We start from the raw sequence: 20,446 nt of genomic DNA, 5'->3' as shown, positions 1-20,446 counted from the left end.
AGGGAGAAAAGGAAATAAGTGCTTTTATCCTTTTCTCCCTGCTCCTTTCCTCCTTTTCTATCCCTTTAACTCCACTACCTGCCCATCCTGGCAGCGTAGGACGCGGGCAGGGTACTTGTTCAGGAGATCGTAGTTGTGAGTTGCCATAAGGATGGCGGTTCCGGCGTTGTTGATGGCCTGAAACACCTTCATAATCTGGTCCGAAACGGCCGGATCGAGGTTACCCGTGGGTTCGTCGGCCAGAAGAATCAGCGGCTCGTTCAGCATGGCGCGGGCGATAACGACCCGTTGCTGCTCACCACCGGAGAGTTGGTGCGGCATTTTCTTCTGAGCTGTTCCCAGGCCCACCTGCATCAGCACATCGGCCATGCGGGTGTTCATTTTGTTCTTGTCCGTCCAGCCGGTTGCTTTCAGGACAAACTTCAGATTTTCCTCCACGTTGCGGTCAAAGAAGAGCTGAAAGTCCTGAAACACGATGCCTATTTTTCGGCGGAGGAACGGTACGTCGCGCGGTTTGATTTTGTCCAGCGCAACCCCTGCAATATGCCCTTTTCCGTTCTGAAGCCACAAATCGGCGTACAGCGTCTTCAGCAGCGATGATTTACCGCTGCCCGTCCGGCCAATCAGGTACACAAAATCACCTTTGTCAATCTGAAACGATACATCTCCCAGCACCAGCTTTTGGCCCTGGTAGATGTCAGCATGATCGAGGGTAAGAACGGGTTCGCTGGAAAACATGCAGTAAAAAGAAGTAATAGGCCGGCTCGTTAGTAAACTGATAGATCTGGCAAACCGGTTTCTGGTTAACCACAGACCTGTCAGCTTACTAACGAGCCGGCCGGGTATTTTTATTTCGCCGGAACACCAGCCTTCTGGTGGTCGGCCAGGAACTTAGCCAGACCACTGTCGGTCAGCGGGTGATTCAGCAGCGCTTTGATAACGCTCAGCGGAGCCGTCATAACGTCGGCACCCAGTTCAGCGCACTGGATGATGTGCATCGGGTGACGAACGGATGCGGCCAGTACTTCGGTCGTGTAGCCGTAGTTGGTGAAGATCGTAACGATCTGCTCGATCAGCGCCATACCGTCCGTCGAGATGTCGTCCAGGCGGCCTACGAATGGCGATACGTAGGTAGCACCGGCCTTGGCCGCCAGCAGCGCCTGACCAGCCGAGAAAATCAGCGTGCAGTTGGTGCGGATGCCTTTCTCGGTGAAGTATTTGATTGCCTTAACGCCGTCTTTGATCATCGGCACTTTCACGACAATATTTTCGTTCAGCTCGGCCAGTTCTTCGCCTTCCCGAATCATTTCGTCGAAGGTGGTGCTGATAACCTCAGCGCTTACGTCGCCCTCAACAATCTCACAGATCTGCTTGTAGTGAGACATAATGTTGTCTTTGCCCGTAATGCCTTCTTTGGCCATCAATGACGGGTTCGTCGTTACGCCATCGAGGATGCCCATGTCCTGAGCCTCGCGAATGTCGGCCAGATTGGCCGTGTCAATGAAAAATTTCATGATGATTCCTTGTGATTTGGTCGTAAGTTAATACGTTGGAAGGTTTGCTATGAGTATTCGCTTACCAACGTGCAAACTTACTAACTTAAATGGTATGTGTCCCGTCCATTAATCGACAGACGTGAATTTGCGTCTCTTTTCCGGTTCTGGCTTTGTATTGCTGCGTTATAACCTGCGTAAAGTTATCAAGCGACTCTTCCCGAACCAGGTTGATGGTGCAGCCGCCAAAACCGCCCCCCATCATCCGGGCTCCCAACACGCCCGGCTGCTCGCGGGCAATATCGACCAGTGTATCAAGTTCGGGACAACTGACTTCATACCACTTGCTCAGTCCTTCATGAGAACCGAACATGCGCTGCCCGAACGCTTCCAGGTCGCCGGCCTGTAGGTCAGCGTATCCGTCCAGCAAACGCTGGTTTTCCTGCACTACGTAGGCGCATCGGCGATAGATCAGCGGCTCTGTATCTTTCAAATGTTCGTCGAGCATAGCCATCGTTACATCGCGCAAACTATCGATTTCCGGGTAATACGGTTTCAGCAATTGAACACCTTTTTCACACTCGGCCCGGCGCGTATTGTACTCCGACGAGGCCAGTGAGTGCTTCACCCGCGAATCGCAGAGCACCACCCGGAAACCATCCATCCGCAAAGGAGCGTATTGATAATCCAGCGACCGACAGTCCAGTTTGATAACGTGATCCGCTTTGCCCATCATGCTGGCAAACATATCCATAATCCCCACCTTCACCCCGACGAAGTCATTCTCGGCCCGCTGCGAAAGCCGGACCAGATCAAGCCGGTCCAGGCCGAGGGCAAACAGTTCGTTGAGAGCAAAGCCAACGGCGTTTTCCAGGGCCGCCGACGACGACAAGCCAGCTCCCATCGGGATAGTACCGGCAAAAATGCAGTTCAGGCCGCTCAGTTGGTGACCGGCCTGTTGAAACTGCGCCAGCACACCCAGCAGGTAATCGGCCCACGTTTTTGTGCGGCTCAGGGATTGAAGCGAACCCTTGAACGATTTGTCAAGATCATGCGCAACAAAATGCAGTTCGTCGTCCTGACGGGGGCCAACAGCCAGATAAATGGCTTTATCGATGGCTGCAGGTAACACAAACCCCTGGTTGTAGTCGGTATGTTCACCAATAAGGTTGACCCGGCCGGGAGAACAAATAAGGAGCGGTTTGGATTGAAATGTCTGCTGAAACGTAGCGTCGAGCAACTGGGGTAGCTCCATACGGGCGAGGAATAGAAACTCCGGAAAGAAAGGAAATAAAAAAAGGCAAATCAATGTCTCACCGCTACGACCACCTACCCTTGCTTCGGTCAAGACCTGGGGGATTCAGCGGGAGCTGGTAGCACCGATTTGCCACTGCAATATTACGCAGATTTTACCGAAACGTAAAGGGGGAACGGCTACTTTTGTGAAGAATTGATTTACTGAGCATGATTGAAGTTGATTTTTTGAGAAGCCGAAACGTAACCGGAATACGCATAGTAATTTGGTGCTTACTGGTTTTACCGCTGGCCTGCACGTCGTCGGATACATACGTAGAACAAGGCCGAAATCTGATGAAAGATGGTAAGTTTCGGGAGGCTGTGCAGGTATTGAACCAGGCTATCGAAGCCGATGCTGATAATGCCGAAGCGTTTAATACCCGTGGGGTGGCCTATTTTGAACTGAAAGATTATACAAACGCGGCCCAGGACTACGACAAGGCCATCCAACTGCAACCCAATTCGTATCGGCCGTACTACAATCGGGCGTTGTTGAAAGTGGCCCAGAACAATCTTTCCAGCGCGTTAAAAGACTATTCGGATGCTATTCGGCTGTTGCCTGATACGAGTAAGCAGGCCGGGTCTGATGTATACCTGAACCGCGGGCAGTTATTTGCCGCTCAGGGGCAGATTCAGCCCGCGCTGACCGATTTTACGCAGGCCATTACGTTGAATCCGGAAAATGCCCAGGCCCTCTATAACCGGGGAAATCTGCGCTACCAGCAGAAAGACCTGACTGGGGCCACCGCCGATTTTGAACAGGCCGTGAAGGCCGATTCCAAGTTTGGTAAAGCCTTTTATGCCCTGGGGCTCGCTCAGATCCTGCAAAACCGACGGGATGAAGGATGCCTGAGTCTGAAACAGGCGCAGGCGCTGGGATATGGCGACGCCGTCAATGCCATTACGAGTTACTGCCAATAAACCCTGTCGGTGCTGCAAGCTGACCCTTGTAACTGATTAACCCTATACCCACAATGCGTAAAATTCTGTCGATTATTTTCGCTCTGCTGTTTCTGCTGTTTGCTGCGTTTCAGTATAATGACCCCGATCCGGAAATCTGGGTTCCAATCTACGGATTTGCGGCCGTCGCCTGTTTCATGGCCTTTGCCGGAGTAGGTCGTCCGTGGTTCTTCGGGCTGATGGCCGTGATCTACCTCGTGGCAGCCTATTACCAGTGGCCGCCGGTGTTTGAAGGGTTTCTGCTGGACGAAATGGGGATGAAGACGGTGAACATCGAACTGGCCCGCGAAGCCGGTGGACTGGGTATTTGCGCGGTGGTTATGCTGGGACTGGCTTTTCTAACGCGCCCACGGTATGAAACTCGTTGAATGTCCCCGCGACGCCATGCAGGGGTTAAGCCATTTCGTGCCGACTGACCTTAAAATCCGGTACCTCAACAGCCTGCTGCGCGTTGGGTTTGATACCCTCGATTTTGGCAGCTTTGTTTCGCCTAAAGCTATTCCGCAAATGCGCGATACGGCCGAGGTCCTGGCCGGCCTTGATCTGACGAAAACGCAGACGAAACTACTGGCTATTGTCGCCAACCAACGAGGAGCCGAAGAAGCCGCCGGCTATGGCGCCATTCGGTATCTGGGGTTCCCATTGTCGGTGTCGGAAACGTTTCAGCAGCGGAACACCAACAAATCCATTGCCGAGGCCTTCGACGACGTAGCGGCCATGCAGGATCTGTGCAATCGGCTTAGTAAGGAACTGGTTGTGTACCTGTCTATGGGTTTTGGGAATCCGTACGGAGATCCCTACAGCCCCGAAGTGGTCGGTGAGTTTACCGAACAACTTGTCCGGCTTGGTGTAAAAATCATTGCGCCTTCCGATACGGTCGGCAGTTCGACCCCAACCCAGATTGAAGCCCTTTTCGGACACCTGCTTCGGCAGTTTCCCGAGGTTGAGTTTGGGGCACATCTGCACGCCCGACCCAGCGATGCACCAATAAAAGTTAAAGCCGCCGTCCGGGCTGGTGTCCGGCGAATCGACGGGGCGTTGCGGGGGTTCGGCGGCTGCCCGATGGCGGCCGATGAGTTAACGGGCAACCTGCCAACCGAGGAGATTGTACAAGCGCTCTCCGATGAAGGTATATCGATTACACTGAACAAAACTGCCTGGCAGGAAGCCATGACACTTTCGGCAGCGGTCTTTGCGTAGAACAGCCAATAAAGGCTGTTCTACATAAACATAGCCTGAATTTCTTCCTTCACAGCCCGGAGTGCATCGGCCGTGGGTTGCTTGTCTTTCTGAATAATTCGCTCGAAAACGCGTTTGGAAAGTTCCAGCGCCGGTGCATCAGGTCTGGTATCACCCGATGCCTGGTTAATGAGCGTCATAACGTCGTTCATGGCGGCCTGAATCTGGTCCCAGACCGCCTGGCTCATGTATACCTGCTGCGACAGGTTGTGGTTGTATTCATCCCGAATTTCCTGGAGCAGTCGCTGCTGAAATTCCAGAACGGACGTAGCGCTGCCGCTCAGCCGTAACAATAAATTGTTGGGGCTGATGCGTTCTAAAAATAATACCATGCGTTCGTAGGCCTGCAGGCGAATCGGAACGACAGTTTGGGTATATTGATTTTTGACTTCAAAGCGGTGGCGGTCGGCATCGCGCTCAAGGAGCAGCTTAACAGTCAGGTACATACCGTACAACACCAGACCAGCCGGCACGATCAACTTCAGAAAATCGCCAAGTAATTCCATCAGGTAGTAACAATGAGGTTTGTTAAAAATTTAGGTAACTTTGAAAATAACGTCCGGCACCGAAACAGGTGACGCAGCAACTTTCTGCGATCAGACCGGAGGTTCAGTTATGACATCACTTGATAATCCGATATACCTCCGTCCTGAAGCGCGTCAGCAAATAGTCGATACGTTACAAGCCAACAAAATACCCGCCGAATATGGTCTGAGGGTCGGTATCCGCGGAGGAGGGTGTGGCTCATCCTGGTTGCTGGGCTTTGACCTGCCCGGTCCCACCGACGAGGTATATAACGTCGAAGGGGTGCGCATCATTATTGATCGAAAGCATTTGCTCTACGTGCTGGGTGCTGAAATTGGCTACGAAACCAGCGAAGAAGCCCGCGGCTTCACGGTCGATAAGCCCGTGCCCGCTCAGTAACAGCTACTTATCCTGAGGGTTTATGCTGAGCCAGCCTGTTTTTGGTCGAAAAGCGATCTGGTTAAGCGGCAAATAAATTAACAGACCTGCTTTTTGGCATGATTTTAGGTCTGTGAACTCTTGATCAAACCCACCTTGGGGACTGTGAAGCGAATTGAACGACATATCTTCCTGTGGCTGGCCGCACTGGCACTGGGCCTGTCGGTGCTGTGTTACCTGCTGCTTGAACGACACGCACCTGGCGCTACCGACGAGCAGTACATCCTGTCGGTACAGCAACGGGTAAAAGAGGAACTCCGCGTCAGTAAAGATGAACTGGAGGCCGTTGCCGATCGGCTTAAGGAAGTTATTACGCCTACGTTTGCCGATCTTAATCTGCCAACCCGGTATCCATACTACATCTTTTACCACAATGCGGATGTGTTGAAAGAGCCGCAACTGTTGTTCTGGTCTGACTATCGATTCATCCCCGATTATCCTCGCATCGCTTCCGTTACGCTGCCGCAACTGGTTAGTTTTGAGCAGGGTAAATACATCGTCAGCCACAAGCGCGTAACATCCGGCCGTGATTCGCTGGATATTTATTCGCTGATCAATGTGTATCGGTATTACCGGAATACGAACACCTATCTCCAGTCCGGCTACAACCCGGAGTTGTTTGCGCTTGATCCGCAATCCGTTACTACGAATAAAGGAGAACGAGGCCAGGCAATCTACGATAACAACTCGACTTTTCTGTTTTCGGTGAATCCCCCCAAAGTGGATGCCTACCGGAATCATTCAACCCCGGTCAATACGGTCATTCTGGCCACACTCAGCGTTATTTTTCTGGGGCTGTACGTAATCCAGATGATGATTCGGCTGAAACGGCGACGGTCGTACGAAGTCGGTTTTCTTTGGCTGGCCGGCTATCTGCTGATTCTGCGGGCTGTGATGCTATACTTCGGGGTTCCGTTCCTGTTTGTAGAGTGGGACCTGTTTAACCCCAAGTATTACGCGTCGTCGATGCTGGTACCCTCATTGGGCGACCTGTTGCTGAACGCCTTAGTAGTGGCTATTCTGGCTTTTTACTGGGTTAATAACTACTACCGCTCCCGAATTTATACGCTGTTGATTCAGTTGCCAGGCGGGGTCAAAACCATCCTGTCGGTGATACTGGTGGTGCTCAGCTACGTTGTCTTTTACGCGTGTTACACCGAACTGAACAACATCTACGAGAAGTCACAATTTACCCTCGACATTACGCTCAGCATCCGGTTTTCGATGCTGAAACTGGCGTGTCTGCTGGTGTTTATTACGGTCTCGTTCATCTATTTTCTGCTCACTCACCTGCTGGCCAGTTTCTTTTTACGGTTCAATCGGAAGCGGTCGTTGGGGCTGACCTGGTTTGGAGTCGGGACGGGGTTAACCGTGATCGGCTGGTTTATTTTCGGTTTACCGCTGGAGCCGATTCTGCTGATCAACGGGTTGTATTTTCTTATCATCTACCTGGCTCAGTTTCCCCGTGTTCTGTACACATTCCGCTACAAAACGTCGGTCTATCTGTTTTCTGGAGCCTTCTTCTGTGCGCTCACTACGGCTTATGTGGTCTATAGGCAGGAGGTGCACAAGCAATTGGTCGGGGTGAGGGAATTTGGGACACAACTGCTGGCCGAAAATGACGAGTTCGGCGAGTTTTTACTCAACAAGGCCCTGGAATCGATTGGTCGCGACGCGGAGATTGCCCGGGCGCTTCGTAACGATACGTTGCTGGTTCGTGAGCGTATTCAGCAACGGGTTAAAAATATTTACCTCGACAAATACTTCGATAAATACGATATCGACGTAGCATCGTATGACGCGAACGGTCGCTCCCTCGATATTAGCCAGTTGGGGACAGGGCTGGATAATCTGACGAGCCGATACCAGCGCCCTAACTACAGGACGGCCTATCCGGGTATTTACTTTATCAATGAAGTAGGTAACCAGTTCATTAAGCAGTATGTAGGATTTGTGGTTATCCGTCAGCCGACCGCTGCGGGGGCTGATACCATCGGGCACGTAGTGCTTGATCTCAAACTCCGTAACGAGCGACCCAAAAGCGTGTATCCAGAGTTGCTGGTGGACACCAAGTTCATACAGCGACCCGAAACCCAGGAGTACAGTTACGCCATTTATAACAGCCAGCACCGGCTATTATACAGCACCGGCAGCTATAACTACGAGCGAAAACTGCCGGCGTCGTTTCTGGTTAATCCGGAATTGTACAACGCCGGGCTGATCGGCAATGGCTACCGGCATGTTGGTCAGCGTGGCGTCAACGGGCGAGTCGTGGTGGTGTCGTCGGAGGCTTATCCGTTTAAGAATATCTTCTCCAACTTCTCGTTCCTGTTTCTACTGCTGGTATTAACTGTTCTGATGGTCATTGTGGCCTATGCCATCAACTACGGCTTGTCGCAGTTCAGCATCAACTATTCGACCCGTATTCAGATACTGCTCAACGTAGCTTTCTTTCTGCCGTTATTGCTGGTGATTGTCAGTATTCTGAGCGTGATTAGTGCTAACTACATCACTAACCAGGAAAACGCTTACATCAGCAATACCCGTAATATCGCGGCTAATTTTCTGACGTATCTGGATGAGCACCTGCAGGGCCGACGTAGTAAAGCGTCGATGGAAGAAGAACTGCGCAAGATTGCCCGCGATGCCGACATCGACATCAACCTGTTTGATACAAAAGGACGGCTATACGCAGCGACCCGGCCGCTGATGTATGAGAGTGGTCATCTCTCAAAATTTATTAATCCGGAAGCCTACATCCACGTCATTGAGGATAAAGAAAATCAAAAACTCCTGAACGAATCGCTGGGTAACAAACAGTATCGAACGGCCTACACGGGCATAAAGTCCTACGATGGGCGGTTGCTGGGTGTACTGAGCGTTCCTTACTTCTACGCCCGGCCGGAACTTGACCGGCAGATCATTGAAGTCATTGCGTCGGCACTCAGCATTTTTACCGGGCTATTCCTGTTCTTCCTGATTCTGTCGTATCTGGCGTCGAATGTGCTGACCAAGCCGCTGAAATTATTGACCCAGAAAATTCGTAAAACGAACCTCGACCGGCATAATGAGCCGTTGCCCTGGCGGTCGGACGACGAAATTGGCCTGCTGATTCGGGAGTACAACCGAATGCTGGTGAAGCTGGAGGAAAGTAAGCTCGAACTGGCCCAGAACGAGAAGCAGTCAGCCTGGCGCGAAATGGCCAAGCAGGTAGCGCACGAAATCAAGAATCCGTTGACGCCCATGAAGCTGACCCTGCAACATTTGCAGCGAACCTTTCCAGGGCCGAACTCGCCGGATGGTACGGGCGATGCGGCTACGCGTCGCGTTATTCAGCGGACGTTTGACTCGCTTCTCGATCAGATCGACAACCTCAGCGATATTGCCACCTCGTTTTCTGATTTCGCCAAGATGCCGATGCCTAAAAGCGAAATTTTTGAGGTAACCGGGGTGCTCAACAAGGCGGCTGATCTGTACGCCGACGACAACCGAATTGCCCTCCGGCGGCAGATTGAACCGGGACCGGTGATGATTACGGGAGACCGACAACTGATGGGACGGATTGTCACTAATCTGCTTATCAACGGGATTCAGTCGGTTCCGGCTGAACGCAAGCCAGTGATTGACCTGAAGCTCTACACCGACGACGATAACGTTCACATCGAAATTCACGACAACGGCGTAGGGATTCCGGAGGCTATCCGGGCGAAAGTGTTCCTGCCTAATTTCAGCACCAAGCGAGGGGGGTCGGGATTAGGTCTGGCCATTGCCAAGCGAGGGGTTGAGCATGCCGGCGGAAGCATCTGGTTCGAAACGACCGAGGGCGTTGGGACATCGTTTTTTCTGTCGTTGCCCCTGGCCAATATGTCGATGGTGCTGAACGGACAACGAACCGTCGGCACCGGCACATAATCACGATCAACAGAGTTGGAGAGGCACAAAAAAACCGCTTGGATTTGATCCAAGCGGCCGTGTCGTAAAGGCTTGATAACTAGCCTTTATGCCGTATCGTCGTCGATAGTCACGTGTTTCCAGTTTTCACCGGACCGAATGCGGTTTAGTTGGGTATGCGTAATGCCAAACTGCTTAGCAATCATCTTCAACCGATTCTTGTCGTTACGCAGTAGTTTCTTGATGATCTTCACCTTGCTCTCCGTAAGCTTGTAGTTACGGGTGCGCCGGGGAGTAGCCCTGTTTTTCAGGTTCGGGTTTTCCCGGTTGTGATCAATCATTTCGTCCTTTGTAACCCACCGCAGGTTCTGGTAGTGGTTATTTTGCTTATCGTGATCAAGGTGGATCACGAACGTTTGATCGGGCGTTCCGCGTTCAACGAAATGCTCGGCTACTAATTTGTGCACGTAGCGGTTGAATGTCTTTCCGCCCGAACGAATGTTCAGCGACCGATACCCTTGAATGACGGACCCTTTTATGACCGTACCTTCTGCACCAGCCTGGAAACTACGTACCCGCCCATAATTCGACACGTCATAGCGAGGTGGGTTCTCAACGCCGTCGAAGACGATTGGCACCCACTTCTCGTTCCAGAAACTTTGGCTCTTTTTGTCGCTCATTGCTGGTTGTGGTTGTGTGCCCTGGTACATCACAGTACCGAATAATTGTTTAACAAATGTAAAACAAAAAAGTTATATATTTTTTTGTAAAAACTAGCTGATTGTCAATTGATTTTGTGGGAATGGCAACGTATATACCTACATACTTCATACGTTGATTTCGCAAAAAGCGATGAAAAATAATCAAAGATTACACAAGTTCAACTGTTTTAAACCAGAATCCTCTTCCGTATGTTGACAGTCTAGAGAAGATCGCAGTCAGAAAGGACTGCAAGAAGCATACATACGGAATGAAGAAAACAGTAGTAATTGGAGCCAGCGAAAATCCGGACCGTTACGCCAACCGGGCGGCCCATAGTCTGCTTGGACATGGCCACGAGGTGGAACTGGTTGGTTTACGGGCGGGCCAGATTCAGGGGCGGCCCATCCAGACGGGACAACCCCAACTGGACGATGTTGACACGGTAACCTTGTATGTTGGGTCACTTAACCAGCAAGGCCTGGGGGAATACATCAAGCGGCTGAAACCCCGCCGGGTAATTTTCAACCCCGGCACTGAAAATCCCGAATTGGAACGTGATCTTCAGCGAGCGGGTATCGAACCCATTGAAGCCTGTACGCTCGTGATGTTATCCATCGGGACGTATTGACGAAAGGGCGGAAAGGGGAGGAGAGGAATAAAGGATTTTCTGTTTTCCTTTCCTCCCCTTTCTTCCTTTTCACCACTTTATCAATGCTGAGGCCCAGGTGAAACCGCTGCCGAAAGCCGCCAGACAGATTAAATCGCCGGATTTGATACGGCCTTGCTCAAACGCTTCGGTCATGGCAATTGGAATCGAAGCGGCAGTCGTATTGCCGTAGTACTGAATGTTGTTAAACACCTTTTCTTCAGGTAGATTCATCTGCTGCCGGACGTATTCTGAGATTCGAATATTAGCTTGGTGAGGCACCAGCAGCGCTAGGTCGTCGGGTTGGTAGCCGTTGGCGTTCAGGCTTTCGTTGATGACTTCCATGAACCGTACCACAGCGTGTTTGAACACCGCATTGCCGTTCATTGTCACGTTGTAGTCACCCTGGGTAATAGTAGCTTCCGAAATCCACCGGCCATCGCGGCTGCTGCCGGGATCTTTCACGTACAGGTCTTCGGCGTAGCGTCCGTCGGCGTGCAGATGAGTCGACAGGATACGATGCTCGGGGTCGGTAGTGGCCTGCAACACGGCCGCTCCGGCGCCATCGCCGAAAATAACGGCGACGTTACGGCCTTCGGTACTTTTATTGAGCAGCGAAGACTGCACTTCCGACCCTACTACCAGAATAGTCCGGTACATGCCGGTTTTGATAAACTGGTCGGCAATGGACAGCGCGTACACAAAACCTGAGCACTGGTTGCGGATGTCAATTACCCCAATGCCTTCGAGGCCCAGCTCGCGCTGCATCAGAAACGCTGAGCCGGGGAAATAATAATCGGGCGTGATGGTGGCATAAACAATGAGATCGACCTGACCGGCATCAATACCGGCGCGTTCGAGCGCCATTCGCGACGCAGCGGTGGCCATACTGGCATTGGTATCCTTGCCGTACGTAAAAAAGCGCCGTTGCTGAATCCCCGTCCGTTCCTGAATCCAGGCGTCGGAGGTCTCCATATACTGGGTCAGATCATCATTCGTAACGACCGTTTCCGGCACGTAGAAGCCTAGCCCAGTAATGGCTGAATACATTTTCTCCATTGGATGAAGTCAAAAAGTCGGCAAAAATAGCACTTTTTTTGGCAGGGTTTGTATAGCCCGGGCCGACTGTCCTGTAAACAGAAAAAAAAGACAATCAGGCCGTATGCAATGAAAACGAGTATTCCTCCATAATGAGGTTCGCCAGCAACTGACGGCAGGCCGAATCGACCGTTTCGCGGGCCTGAACTTCACTATCGGCTTCTACTTCCAGCCGGATGTGCTTTCCAATGCGGACGTTGTCGATTGTGTCCATGTGAAGGTTATGCAAACCGAGTTTAACGGCCTTGCCCTGCGGGTCCAGAATTTCCTTCTGGGGCATAATGTCAATTTCAGCGATGTATTTCATGGGTGAAAAGCAAAAGAGTGAAAGAGCGAAAGAGCAAAAGGTAACTGTTACCATCATTCTCTCACGCTTTCGCTCTTTCGTTCATTAAATATGACAGAAATTAGGATGTATAATAATACAATCAGCGGAATGGCTGCATACTGCAAAAATAGCAGGAGCAGCGCCGATACGATCAAAAAAATGTATTTGACCTGATTTTCGCGCCAGCCAAAGGACTTGAATTTGAATGCGAGGAGGGGCAATTCGGCCACGAGCAAAAATGAAAAACCGACGATCATACCCAGCACAATGTCATTTTTCCAGTAAGCATCCAACGAAGGCTGGTAGCGGCTCATCAGCGGAAATGCGGCTATAAAAATTGAGTTGGCCGGCGTTGGAACACCAATGAATTGATCGGACTGGCGGGTGTCGATGTTGAAGTTGGCCAGCCGTAGTGCCGAAAGGACGGCAATCAGGAAGGCCAGAAACGAAATGTTTCCCAGCCCCTCGAACCACATCAGTTGAAAGACGATCGTAGCCGGCAGCACACCAAACGTAACGACATCGGCCAGGGAGTCGAGTTCTTTACCGAACGGCCCCGATACTTTTAGCATACGGGCAACAAAGCCATCGCCGAAATCGAGCGCTCCGGCCAGCAGAATCAGCCAGGCCGATACGTCCAGGTACCCCCGCATGGCCATAACCAGACCGATGCAACCGCAGAGCAGGTTGCCGCAGGTCATGGCATTGGGCAGGTGTTTGAGCAGTGATCTCATGCCCGCACAAACGGATTTGTCTGTTTCTCGTGTCCGACGGTCGTCGGTTCCATGTGGCCGGGATAAACCGTATAATCGTCAGGAAGCGTATATAACTGAGTCCGGATGCTGTTCATCAGATCGGCGTGGTTTGAATAAGGAAAATCCGTTCGCCCGACACTGCCCCGAAACAAGGTATCGCCCCCAATCACGTACCGTTCGGCATGGTTGATAAACGCAACGTGGCCGGGTGCGTGACCGGGTACGAAAACGACGTCCAGTGTTATATTTCCAAACCTGAACTGATCCCCTTCTTTCAGAAATGCATCCACGTCGGTCGGTTCGTAGCCCCGCAGTCCGTAGAGGGCGCACCGGGTCGGTACGTCGTTGAAAATGACCATGTCCTGCTCGTGTAGGTAAAGCTTGACACCGTACTTACGCTTCACGTAGGCACAGCCGAATACATGGTCGAGATGCGCATGGGTAAGCAACAGATACTTTACCGTCAGTTTTTGCTCGTCGATGAACCGGCTCAGCGTTTCTTTTTCGGACTGATCGTAGCAGCCGGGGTCGATCACAACGGCCTCACCGGTTGTGTCGTCGGCGACTACGTAGGTGTTTTCGCTAAACGGAGAAAATTCGAAGACCTGAATCATTATCACAAAAGTAGAAACACCGTCGGTTTTTTATGTAGATCGGGCGTTTGACTTTTCCATTCGCGGATGGTCATCGTTCGGATAAAGGCGTCGGGGGCCGTTAGGTTGCAGGCTACGCACAAGCGCGTGTCGGGCTGGCAATTGACCAGCACATCGGCAAAGAGGGCGTTGTTGCGATAGGGCGTTTCCATGAAAATCTGGGTTTGCCGACGTTGATGCGCTTCTTTATCGAGGTGCTTTAAGGCCCGCGAACGATCATGCCGATCAATAGGCAGGTAGCCGTGAAAGGCGAACGACTGACCACTCATGCCCGACGCCATCAAAGCCAGCAGAATCGACGAGGGGCCAACCAGCGGCATCACCTGCCAGCCCAGTTTATGAGCAATGGCTACGGCCACGGCGCCTGGATCGGCAACCCCCGGGCAACCGGCCTCAGACAAAACGCCCGCGTTGCGCTGTTGTTTGGTCAGCTCCTGCAACTGTTGCCGGGTCTCGGCTTCGGGAGTATCCTTATGGAGATCGTAAAAGAGGGTTTCATCAATCACGCGGCCGGTTTTCAGGCTGCTGATAAAGCGCCGGGCTGTCCGGAGGTTCTCCACAAAGTAGACGTCGGTCTGGCTAATAACTTCCCGGATTTGCGCAGGCAGTACCTGTTCGGCAGTGTCGTCGGCGAGGGTAGCAGGAATTAAATAAAGCGTCGGCATGGTTTTTAACCGCAAAGACGCAAAGATAAGCGCAATGTTCGCTAACGTTTCTTTGCGTCTTTGCGGTCAACTTTGCGTCTTTGCGGTTAAAAAATTCATCAGTACGTCCACGAACTCATCCGGTTTTTCGGCCTGTACCCAGTGTCCGGCGTCTTCGATGGTCTCCACAGCGACGTTGGGGAAAATTCGACGGATGGCAGGGATATCCTCATCCAGAATATAGGGCGATTTCCGGCCACGGATAAACAGCGTCGGCTCTTCGACGATTCGCGGATTGGTCAACTCTTCACCAATCCCATGCAGTTCCCGCTCGATGACCGGCAGATTCAGCCGCCAGTCGAATTGCCCCTGCTGATTGCGATACAGATTTTTCAGCAGAAACTGACGTACAGGAAGCGAGGGTTCATACTGGCTTAGCACGGCGTCGGCATCATTTCGGCTGGTAATGCCCATCAGGTCAATGGCCTTCAATCCGCGTATGAGTTCGGCATGATGAACCGGGTAGAATTTTGGCGCAATGTCCACTACGACCAGCTTCTGGAACGTACCGGGATACAGCATGGCGTACTGCATCACCGTTTTGCCACCCATCGAGTGACCAATAATAATCGGTTGCTGGATAGCATGATCTGTGATGAATTCACGCAGATCGTCGGCCATGTGCAGGTAACTGAAATCATCGCTGTGGGGCGATTGTCCATGATTACGCTGATCGAGCATGAAAACACGGTATCCCTGGGCCGCAATGGTTTTACTAACGGTCAGCCAGTTGTCCGAAGAGCCAAAAACGCCGTGAAGGATAAGAATAGCAGGGCCGGTGTCACCGACCAGACGGTGGTAAAGTTTCATTTTTGTTTAACCGCAAAGACGCAAAGAATGCGCAAAGGTCGCAGCGTTTTAATTGAGTTTTCTGCGTAGTCTTTGCGCCCTCTGCGTTTAATTTCAGTTCACATACACTACTTTTTCGCGTTTCGCGACCAGTTCGCCGAACGGTTGCAGTACCAAATCGTTCTCGGCAGCAACACGCTCAAATTCGGTCGTGCTGCCCGGATCGACGGCGATGAGCAGGCCACCTGATGTCTGAGGATCTGCGAGTACGTACCGCTGGATTTCAGTCAGTTCTGCAATTTTATGGCCATAACTATCCCAGTTACGGACCGTACCGCCGGGAAAGCTTTTCTGAGCCAGATACTCCTCAATGGTCGGCAATTTCGGCACGGCGTCGAAAGTAACAATGGCGCTAAGGCCGCTGCCTTCAGCCATTTCCGTAAGATGACCGAGTAGCCCAAAGCCCGTTACGTCGGTCAGGGCCTTAACGTAGGGCAGGCGACCCAATACTGCGCCAAAGCGATTGAGCTGGGCCATCTGCGCCGGGGCCAGGTCAGCGTGTTCAGGCTTGAGGATGCCTTTTTTCTGCGCGGTGGTCAGGATACCAACACCGAGCGGCTTGGTCAGGTAAAGCTGACAGCCGTTGGTAGCCGTATTGTTCTGTTTAAGATGGTCAAGTCGGACTTTACCCGTAACGGCCAGGCCAAAAATGGGCTCTGGCGAGTCGATGCTGTGACCACCGGCCAGTGGAATGCCAGCTTCCAGGCAAATGGCCCGGCTACCTTCCAGCACCTGACCCGCTACGTGGGGCGGCAATTTGTCGAGCGGCCAGCCCAGAATCGCGATAGCCATGATGGGTTCGCCCCCCATAGCATACACGTCGCTGATGGCGTTGGCCGAAGCGATCCGACCAAAATCGAATGGATCGTCGACAATAGGCATGAAAAAATCGGTGGTGCTGATGACAGCTTCGCCATTGCCAAGGTCCAACACGGCCGCATCATCACGGGAATCATTGCCGACCAGCAGTTTTTCGTAGCGTGGCTGGAAAGCCGTGGCATTCGTGTGTAATATCTGATCCAGAATCTTGGGAGATATTTTGCAGCCACAACCGGCTCCGTGACTGTATTGCGTAAGTCGGATGGGAGTTGTCTCAGTCAATATCATAGTGGCATAAAAGTAACAAAGGATCGCCTGTAAACTTTCTAATTACGCACAAATGAGCCGAATGGTTCGAATGTACTTAGGGGACATAGAGCGGCCTTCAAATGACTTAACAAAAACTTAACATTACCGAATAGTACCTAAATGGCTTGAAATTTACTTATTCTGGGATATTTGGCTAATGCGCTGTTCAGGATAGTATTTTTTTAAGAGAGAGTACGTTGCAGTGACAAGAAAAAGTGTCATCTTTGCGGCCGTTTTGGACCGTAACCTAACAAACACTCTCCAAACTAAACTTAATAAAACCAACCAAATCTATGTACAAAAATCTACTGCAATTGCGAGCAGCTCTGGTGTTGTTTTGCAGTATGCTGTTGGCCGTGTTGGGAAGTAGCGTAGCCGTAGCGCAGGTTACTTCTGCGTCGATTAACGGTTTCGTAACAGACCAGAAAGGTGAGGGATTGCCTGGGGCTACTGTCGTAGCTGTACACACGCCGTCAGGTAGTCGCTACGGTACCGTTACAAACGGGTCAGGTTTTTACAATTTGCCAAACGTTCGGGTAGGTGGACCCTACACGATCACCGTAACGTACGTAGGATTTAAGGAGCAGGTAACAAACAACGTTACGGCCAACCTTGGTACTACTGCTGATGTTAATTTCAAGCTGATTGAAGAAGGTACCAACCTCAGTGAAGTCGTAGTGTCAACAAGTCGGAGCGATATTTTCAGCTCTGAACGCACGGGGGCTGCAATTTCTTACGGCCGGGAAACAATCAATACGACGCCGACAATTGGTCGTACCATTAATGATATCACCCGTTACAATCCTTACGGTAACGGTCAATCGTTTGCTGGACAGGATACGCGCTTTAATAACATTACTATCGACGGTTCCGTATTTAATAACGGTTTCGGTTTGGGTAGTTCAGCGCAAGCCGGTGGCCGGACGGGTACAACAGCCGTTTCTCTGGATGCACTTGACCAGATACAGGTTAACGTAGCGCCGTTCGATGTTCGCCAGTCGGGTTTTACCGGCGCAGGTATCAACGCGGTGACGCGCTCAGGTACAAATGAGTTTTCTGGTTCTTTATACGGTCTGACCCGTGGCAATAGCCTGGTTGGTAAGAAAGTCGACGGGATAACCATCACGCCGGCGCCAAACATCAGCGAAGACACATACGGCTTCCGGCTGGGTGGCCCCATTGTTAAGAATAAATTGTTCTTCTTCATCAACGGGGAGCGCTTCACAAGTAGTACACCCGCCCTTACGTGGTCACTGAACCGTAATGACGGAGCGCAGGGAAATATCTCGCGTGTTTTGTATTCGGACATTGCGGACCTGGACCAGTTCATGCAAACGAATTTTGGTCGTAGTCTGGGTGCGTATGATAACTTCAATAATGACGTAACGAGTACGAAAGGATTGATTCGTCTTGATTATAACATCAATGATCGTCACAAACTGTCGGTTCGTTATTCACACCACAATTCAGAATCAGGGCAACGGATTAGTGACAGTAACAGTAGCAATACGGCCGGTAATGGTAACCGTACGAACCGGGTAGAAGCCATATCTCCCGAGAACACTGGCTATATCATTGCCGACAATACGCGCTCAATTGCTGCTGAATTGACGTCTAACTTCGGTAGTAAATTTGCTAATGATCTGATTGTTACGTACAATAAGCAAATTGAAGACCGGACCTACAAGACTGATATTTTTCCAACGATCGACATTCTGCAAAACGGCAGTACATACACGTCAATCGGATTTGATCCCTTCACGCCGAACAATAAGCTAAATTATTCGACGTTCAACGTCACCAACAACTTTAGCTACTTTGCTGGTAAGCACACGTTGACGGCTGGCCTTGTGTACGAGCATTTTACCTCCAATAACGTATTCTTCCCGTCGTCTAATGGTGTGTATGTGTACAACTCGATTGCTGATTTCAAAGCGGCTGCGTTGGCGTCAATCAGTAACCCAGGTAGTACCACATCTCCTGTTGTCGTAAACCGCTACAATCTGCGTTATTCGCTTCTGCCTGGTGGGGCTGAACCGCTACAGCGTCTGGATCGTGACTTGTACAGTGCTTATATTCAGGACGAGTATCAGGCGACGCCCAACTTTAAGCTGACATTGGGCTTACGTGGGGATGTTTTTGCCTACGATAATTCGAACGCATCGGCTTTTAACAACCCACTCGTGGAAAGTTTAACGTGGCGCGATGAGGATAACAATCCTTATAAAATCAGTACGGGCGTATTTCCAAAAACACGTTTACTGCTGTCGCCCCGCCTTGGTTTTAACTGGGACGTAAAAGGTGACAAGTCTACACAGATTCGTGGTGGCTCAGGTTTCTTTGTGTCACGGATTCCTGAAGTACTCGTTTCAAACCAGTTGGGTAACAATGGCGTAAACACTGCTGTGTTTAACCTGACAAATACACGGGTTCCGTTTGTTACAGATCCAAGTAAGCTGCCCGCTGGTATCCTGCCCGCAGCGACTAATCCAGCTAGTTTGACGGGTTATGCGGTCAACGCTTCGGATAGCGATTTAAAATATCCACAAATCTGGAAGACCAACATCGCCGTTGATCAGAAACTACCCGGTGGCTTCATTGGTACGGTTGAATTCATCTACAACAAGACGTTGAATGCGCTTCGTTACATCGATGCTAACCTGAAAGCTCCAGATCGTACGTTTGCAGGGCCTGACAATCGCCCACGCTTCCCGGCTTCTGGTGTAAGCGGCACGGCTGCTATCAATGCTGCTCGTTACTATAATCCGCAAATTGGTAATGCCTTCGTGCTGAAAAATACAGACAAGGGCAATTCGTACATCGCCACAGTTAAATTGGAGCGACCAGCAACGCGCGGTGTTGGTGGATTTGTATCGTATACCTACGGACAGGCACGGGATATTGCTTTCGTAGGCAGCACAGTGCAGGCCAACGTGCCCACAACGGTTGGTCAGAACTATCTGCCACTTACGTTTTCAGACAACGACCTTCGTCACCGTATAGTCGGGTTGCTGAATTACCGGTTAAACTATGGTCGTAAAATCGGCGGTTCGTCAACGTTCACGCTGGGCGTAGTATCAAATAGTGGTTCTAAAATCTCGTACACATTTAATCAGGATCTGAACGGTGACGGCCAGACGAGTAATGACTTGCTCTTCGTACCCAATAGAGCTTCAGATCTGACATTTGTACCTTTGGTTGTAGGAACAGGTCCTTCTTCTGTTACCTATTCACCAGAGCAACAACAAGCTGCGTTTGATGCTTTCATAAACGGAAACGATTATCTGAGTACTCGTCGTGGCCAGTATGCTGAGCGTAATGGTGGGCAATTCCCTTGGTTGACCCGTATCGACTTTACGTTTATTCAGGAGTTTTACATTGCCGTTGGTTCAAAAGGCAAACGGAATACTATTCAGTTGCGTGCCGACATTCTTAACATAGGTAACTTGATTAACAACGCGGCTGGTGTTGGAAATCAAGCAACTACGTTTAGCCCATTAGCGTTTGCCGGACTCAATTCGGCCGGTGTTCCAACCTACCGGTTAGCGACCCAGCAGATCACTGAAGGCAACCAGAGCAGAACTATCCTGCTGCGGGATTCTTTCACGCCTAACGTAAACGTTAATGCGGTTTGGCAAGGACAACTTGGTCTGCGGTATATCTTCAACTAAGTATATTCCACGTAGAAAAGAAGCCCGCTGGTTAACTCCGGCGGGCTTCTTTTTTTGATACGCGCTAAGG

At 51.0% G+C, this 20,446-nt stretch carries 19 protein-coding genes; 7 read left to right on the top strand and 12 right to left on the bottom strand.

Going from position 1 to position 20,446, the window contains the following annotated elements; all coding sequences use genetic code 11:
• Nucleotides 1-57: 57 nt before the first annotated feature.
• The 3 genes from BN8_RS21825 to BN8_RS21815 all read right to left on the bottom strand — a co-directional run bounded on the left by BN8_RS21825 (nt 58) and on the right by BN8_RS21815 (nt 2,748).
• Complete coding sequence (locus tag BN8_RS21825) at nt 58-738, bottom strand: cell division ATP-binding protein FtsE (protein WP_009284116.1); 681 nt, start codon at nt 736-738, stop codon at nt 58-60.
• A 110-nt stretch (nt 739-848) separates the two neighbouring features.
• Nucleotides 849-1,514, bottom strand: a complete 666-nt coding sequence (gene fsa / locus BN8_RS21820; RefSeq protein WP_009284115.1) for a fructose-6-phosphate aldolase — start codon at nt 1,512-1,514, stop codon at nt 849-851.
• 85 nt (nt 1,515-1,599) lie between these two features.
• A complete protein-coding gene (locus tag BN8_RS21815) occupies nt 1,600-2,748 on the bottom strand; it encodes a galactokinase (RefSeq protein WP_009284114.1) in 1,149 nt (382 codons plus the stop codon).
• Between the two features lie 209 nt (nt 2,749-2,957).
• Between BN8_RS21815 and BN8_RS21810 the strand changes: the two genes are divergently transcribed.
• From BN8_RS21810 to BN8_RS21800, 3 genes are read left to right on the top strand one after another with little or no spacing between them, the layout of a single operon-like run.
• The gene (locus tag BN8_RS21810; RefSeq protein WP_009284113.1) at nt 2,958-3,710 is read left to right on the top strand and encodes a tetratricopeptide repeat protein; all 753 of its coding nucleotides are present in this window, start codon (nt 2,958-2,960) and stop codon (nt 3,708-3,710) included.
• Nucleotides 3,711-3,763: 53 nt separating this feature from the next.
• Complete coding sequence (locus BN8_RS21805) at nt 3,764-4,117, top strand: transmembrane 220 family protein (RefSeq protein ID WP_009284112.1); 354 nt, start codon at nt 3,764-3,766, stop codon at nt 4,115-4,117.
• Complete coding sequence (locus BN8_RS21800; RefSeq protein WP_009284111.1) at nt 4,104-4,949, top strand: hydroxymethylglutaryl-CoA lyase; 846 nt, start codon at nt 4,104-4,106, stop codon at nt 4,947-4,949. Before BN8_RS21805 ends, BN8_RS21800 begins: the two co-directional genes overlap by 14 nt.
• A 20-nt stretch (nt 4,950-4,969) precedes the next feature.
• On the opposite strand, the gene BN8_RS21795 is transcribed toward BN8_RS21800, so the two are convergent.
• Nucleotides 4,970-5,494 (bottom strand): DUF7935 family protein, encoded by a 525-nt coding sequence (locus BN8_RS21795; protein ID WP_009284110.1) that lies wholly within the window; start codon nt 5,492-5,494, stop codon nt 4,970-4,972.
• 109 nt (nt 5,495-5,603) lie between these two features.
• Between BN8_RS21795 and BN8_RS21790 the strand changes: the two genes are divergently transcribed.
• A complete protein-coding gene (locus tag BN8_RS21790) occupies nt 5,604-5,912 on the top strand; it encodes a HesB/IscA family protein (RefSeq protein WP_009284109.1) in 309 nt (102 codons plus the stop codon).
• 144 nt (nt 5,913-6,056) lie between these two features.
• A complete protein-coding gene (locus BN8_RS21785) occupies nt 6,057-9,863 on the top strand; it encodes a sensor histidine kinase (RefSeq protein WP_040006430.1) in 3,807 nt (1,268 codons plus the stop codon).
• 86 nt (nt 9,864-9,949) lie between these two features.
• Here BN8_RS21785 and BN8_RS21780 read toward each other — a convergent pair whose 3' ends face one another.
• Nucleotides 9,950-10,522 carry an HNH endonuclease gene (locus BN8_RS21780; protein WP_040006429.1) on the bottom strand — a complete coding sequence of 191 codons (573 nt, stop codon included), beginning with the start codon at nt 10,520-10,522 and terminating at the stop codon, nt 9,950-9,952.
• 290 nt (nt 10,523-10,812) lie between these two features.
• On the opposite strand from BN8_RS21780, the gene BN8_RS21775 reads away from it, so the two are divergent.
• Nucleotides 10,813-11,172, top strand: coding sequence for a CoA-binding protein (locus BN8_RS21775; RefSeq protein ID WP_009284106.1), 360 nt, complete (start codon nt 10,813-10,815; stop codon nt 11,170-11,172).
• Nucleotides 11,173-11,241: 69 nt separating this feature from the next.
• On the opposite strand, the gene BN8_RS21770 is transcribed toward BN8_RS21775, so the two are convergent.
• From BN8_RS21770 to selD, 7 genes are all read right to left on the bottom strand, one after another.
• The gene (locus tag BN8_RS21770) at nt 11,242-12,249 is read right to left on the bottom strand and encodes a 3-oxoacyl-ACP synthase III family protein (protein WP_009284105.1); all 1,008 of its coding nucleotides are present in this window, start codon (nt 12,247-12,249) and stop codon (nt 11,242-11,244) included.
• 94 nt (nt 12,250-12,343) lie between these two features.
• A complete protein-coding gene (gene purS / locus BN8_RS21765; protein ID WP_040006428.1) occupies nt 12,344-12,595 on the bottom strand; it encodes a phosphoribosylformylglycinamidine synthase subunit PurS in 252 nt (83 codons plus the stop codon).
• A gap of 53 nt (nt 12,596-12,648) precedes the next feature.
• Nucleotides 12,649-13,350, bottom strand: coding sequence for a CDP-diacylglycerol--serine O-phosphatidyltransferase (gene pssA, locus BN8_RS21760; protein WP_009284103.1), 702 nt, complete (start codon nt 13,348-13,350; stop codon nt 12,649-12,651).
• Complete coding sequence (locus tag BN8_RS21755) at nt 13,347-13,985, bottom strand: MBL fold metallo-hydrolase (RefSeq protein WP_009284102.1); 639 nt, start codon at nt 13,983-13,985, stop codon at nt 13,347-13,349. The genes pssA and BN8_RS21755 overlap by 4 nt, the downstream gene beginning before the upstream one ends.
• 2 nt (nt 13,986-13,987) lie before the next feature.
• Nucleotides 13,988-14,689: an SAM-dependent methyltransferase gene (locus tag BN8_RS21750; protein ID WP_009284101.1), complete on the bottom strand. Its 702-nt coding sequence runs from the start codon at nt 14,687-14,689 to the stop codon at nt 13,988-13,990.
• A gap of 66 nt (nt 14,690-14,755) precedes the next feature.
• Nucleotides 14,756-15,538 (bottom strand): alpha/beta fold hydrolase, encoded by a 783-nt coding sequence (locus BN8_RS21745; RefSeq protein ID WP_009284100.1) that lies wholly within the window; start codon nt 15,536-15,538, stop codon nt 14,756-14,758.
• Nucleotides 15,539-15,631: 93 nt separating this feature from the next.
• The gene (gene selD, locus BN8_RS21740; protein WP_009284099.1) at nt 15,632-16,684 is read right to left on the bottom strand and encodes a selenide, water dikinase SelD; all 1,053 of its coding nucleotides are present in this window, start codon (nt 16,682-16,684) and stop codon (nt 15,632-15,634) included.
• Nucleotides 16,685-16,998: 314 nt separating this feature from the next.
• Here selD and BN8_RS21735 point away from each other — a divergent pair, with 314 nt between their 5' ends.
• The gene (locus tag BN8_RS21735) at nt 16,999-20,376 is read left to right on the top strand and encodes a TonB-dependent receptor (protein ID WP_040006427.1); all 3,378 of its coding nucleotides are present in this window, start codon (nt 16,999-17,001) and stop codon (nt 20,374-20,376) included.
• The last annotated feature ends 70 nt before the right edge of the window (nt 20,377-20,446 follow it).

The sequence above is a fragment of the Fibrisoma limi BUZ 3 genome (assembly GCF_000296815.2).
GTDB lineage: Bacteria > Bacteroidota > Bacteroidia > Cytophagales > Spirosomataceae > Fibrisoma > Fibrisoma limi.
This window is presented reverse-complemented; position numbering and strand designations above follow the sequence as displayed.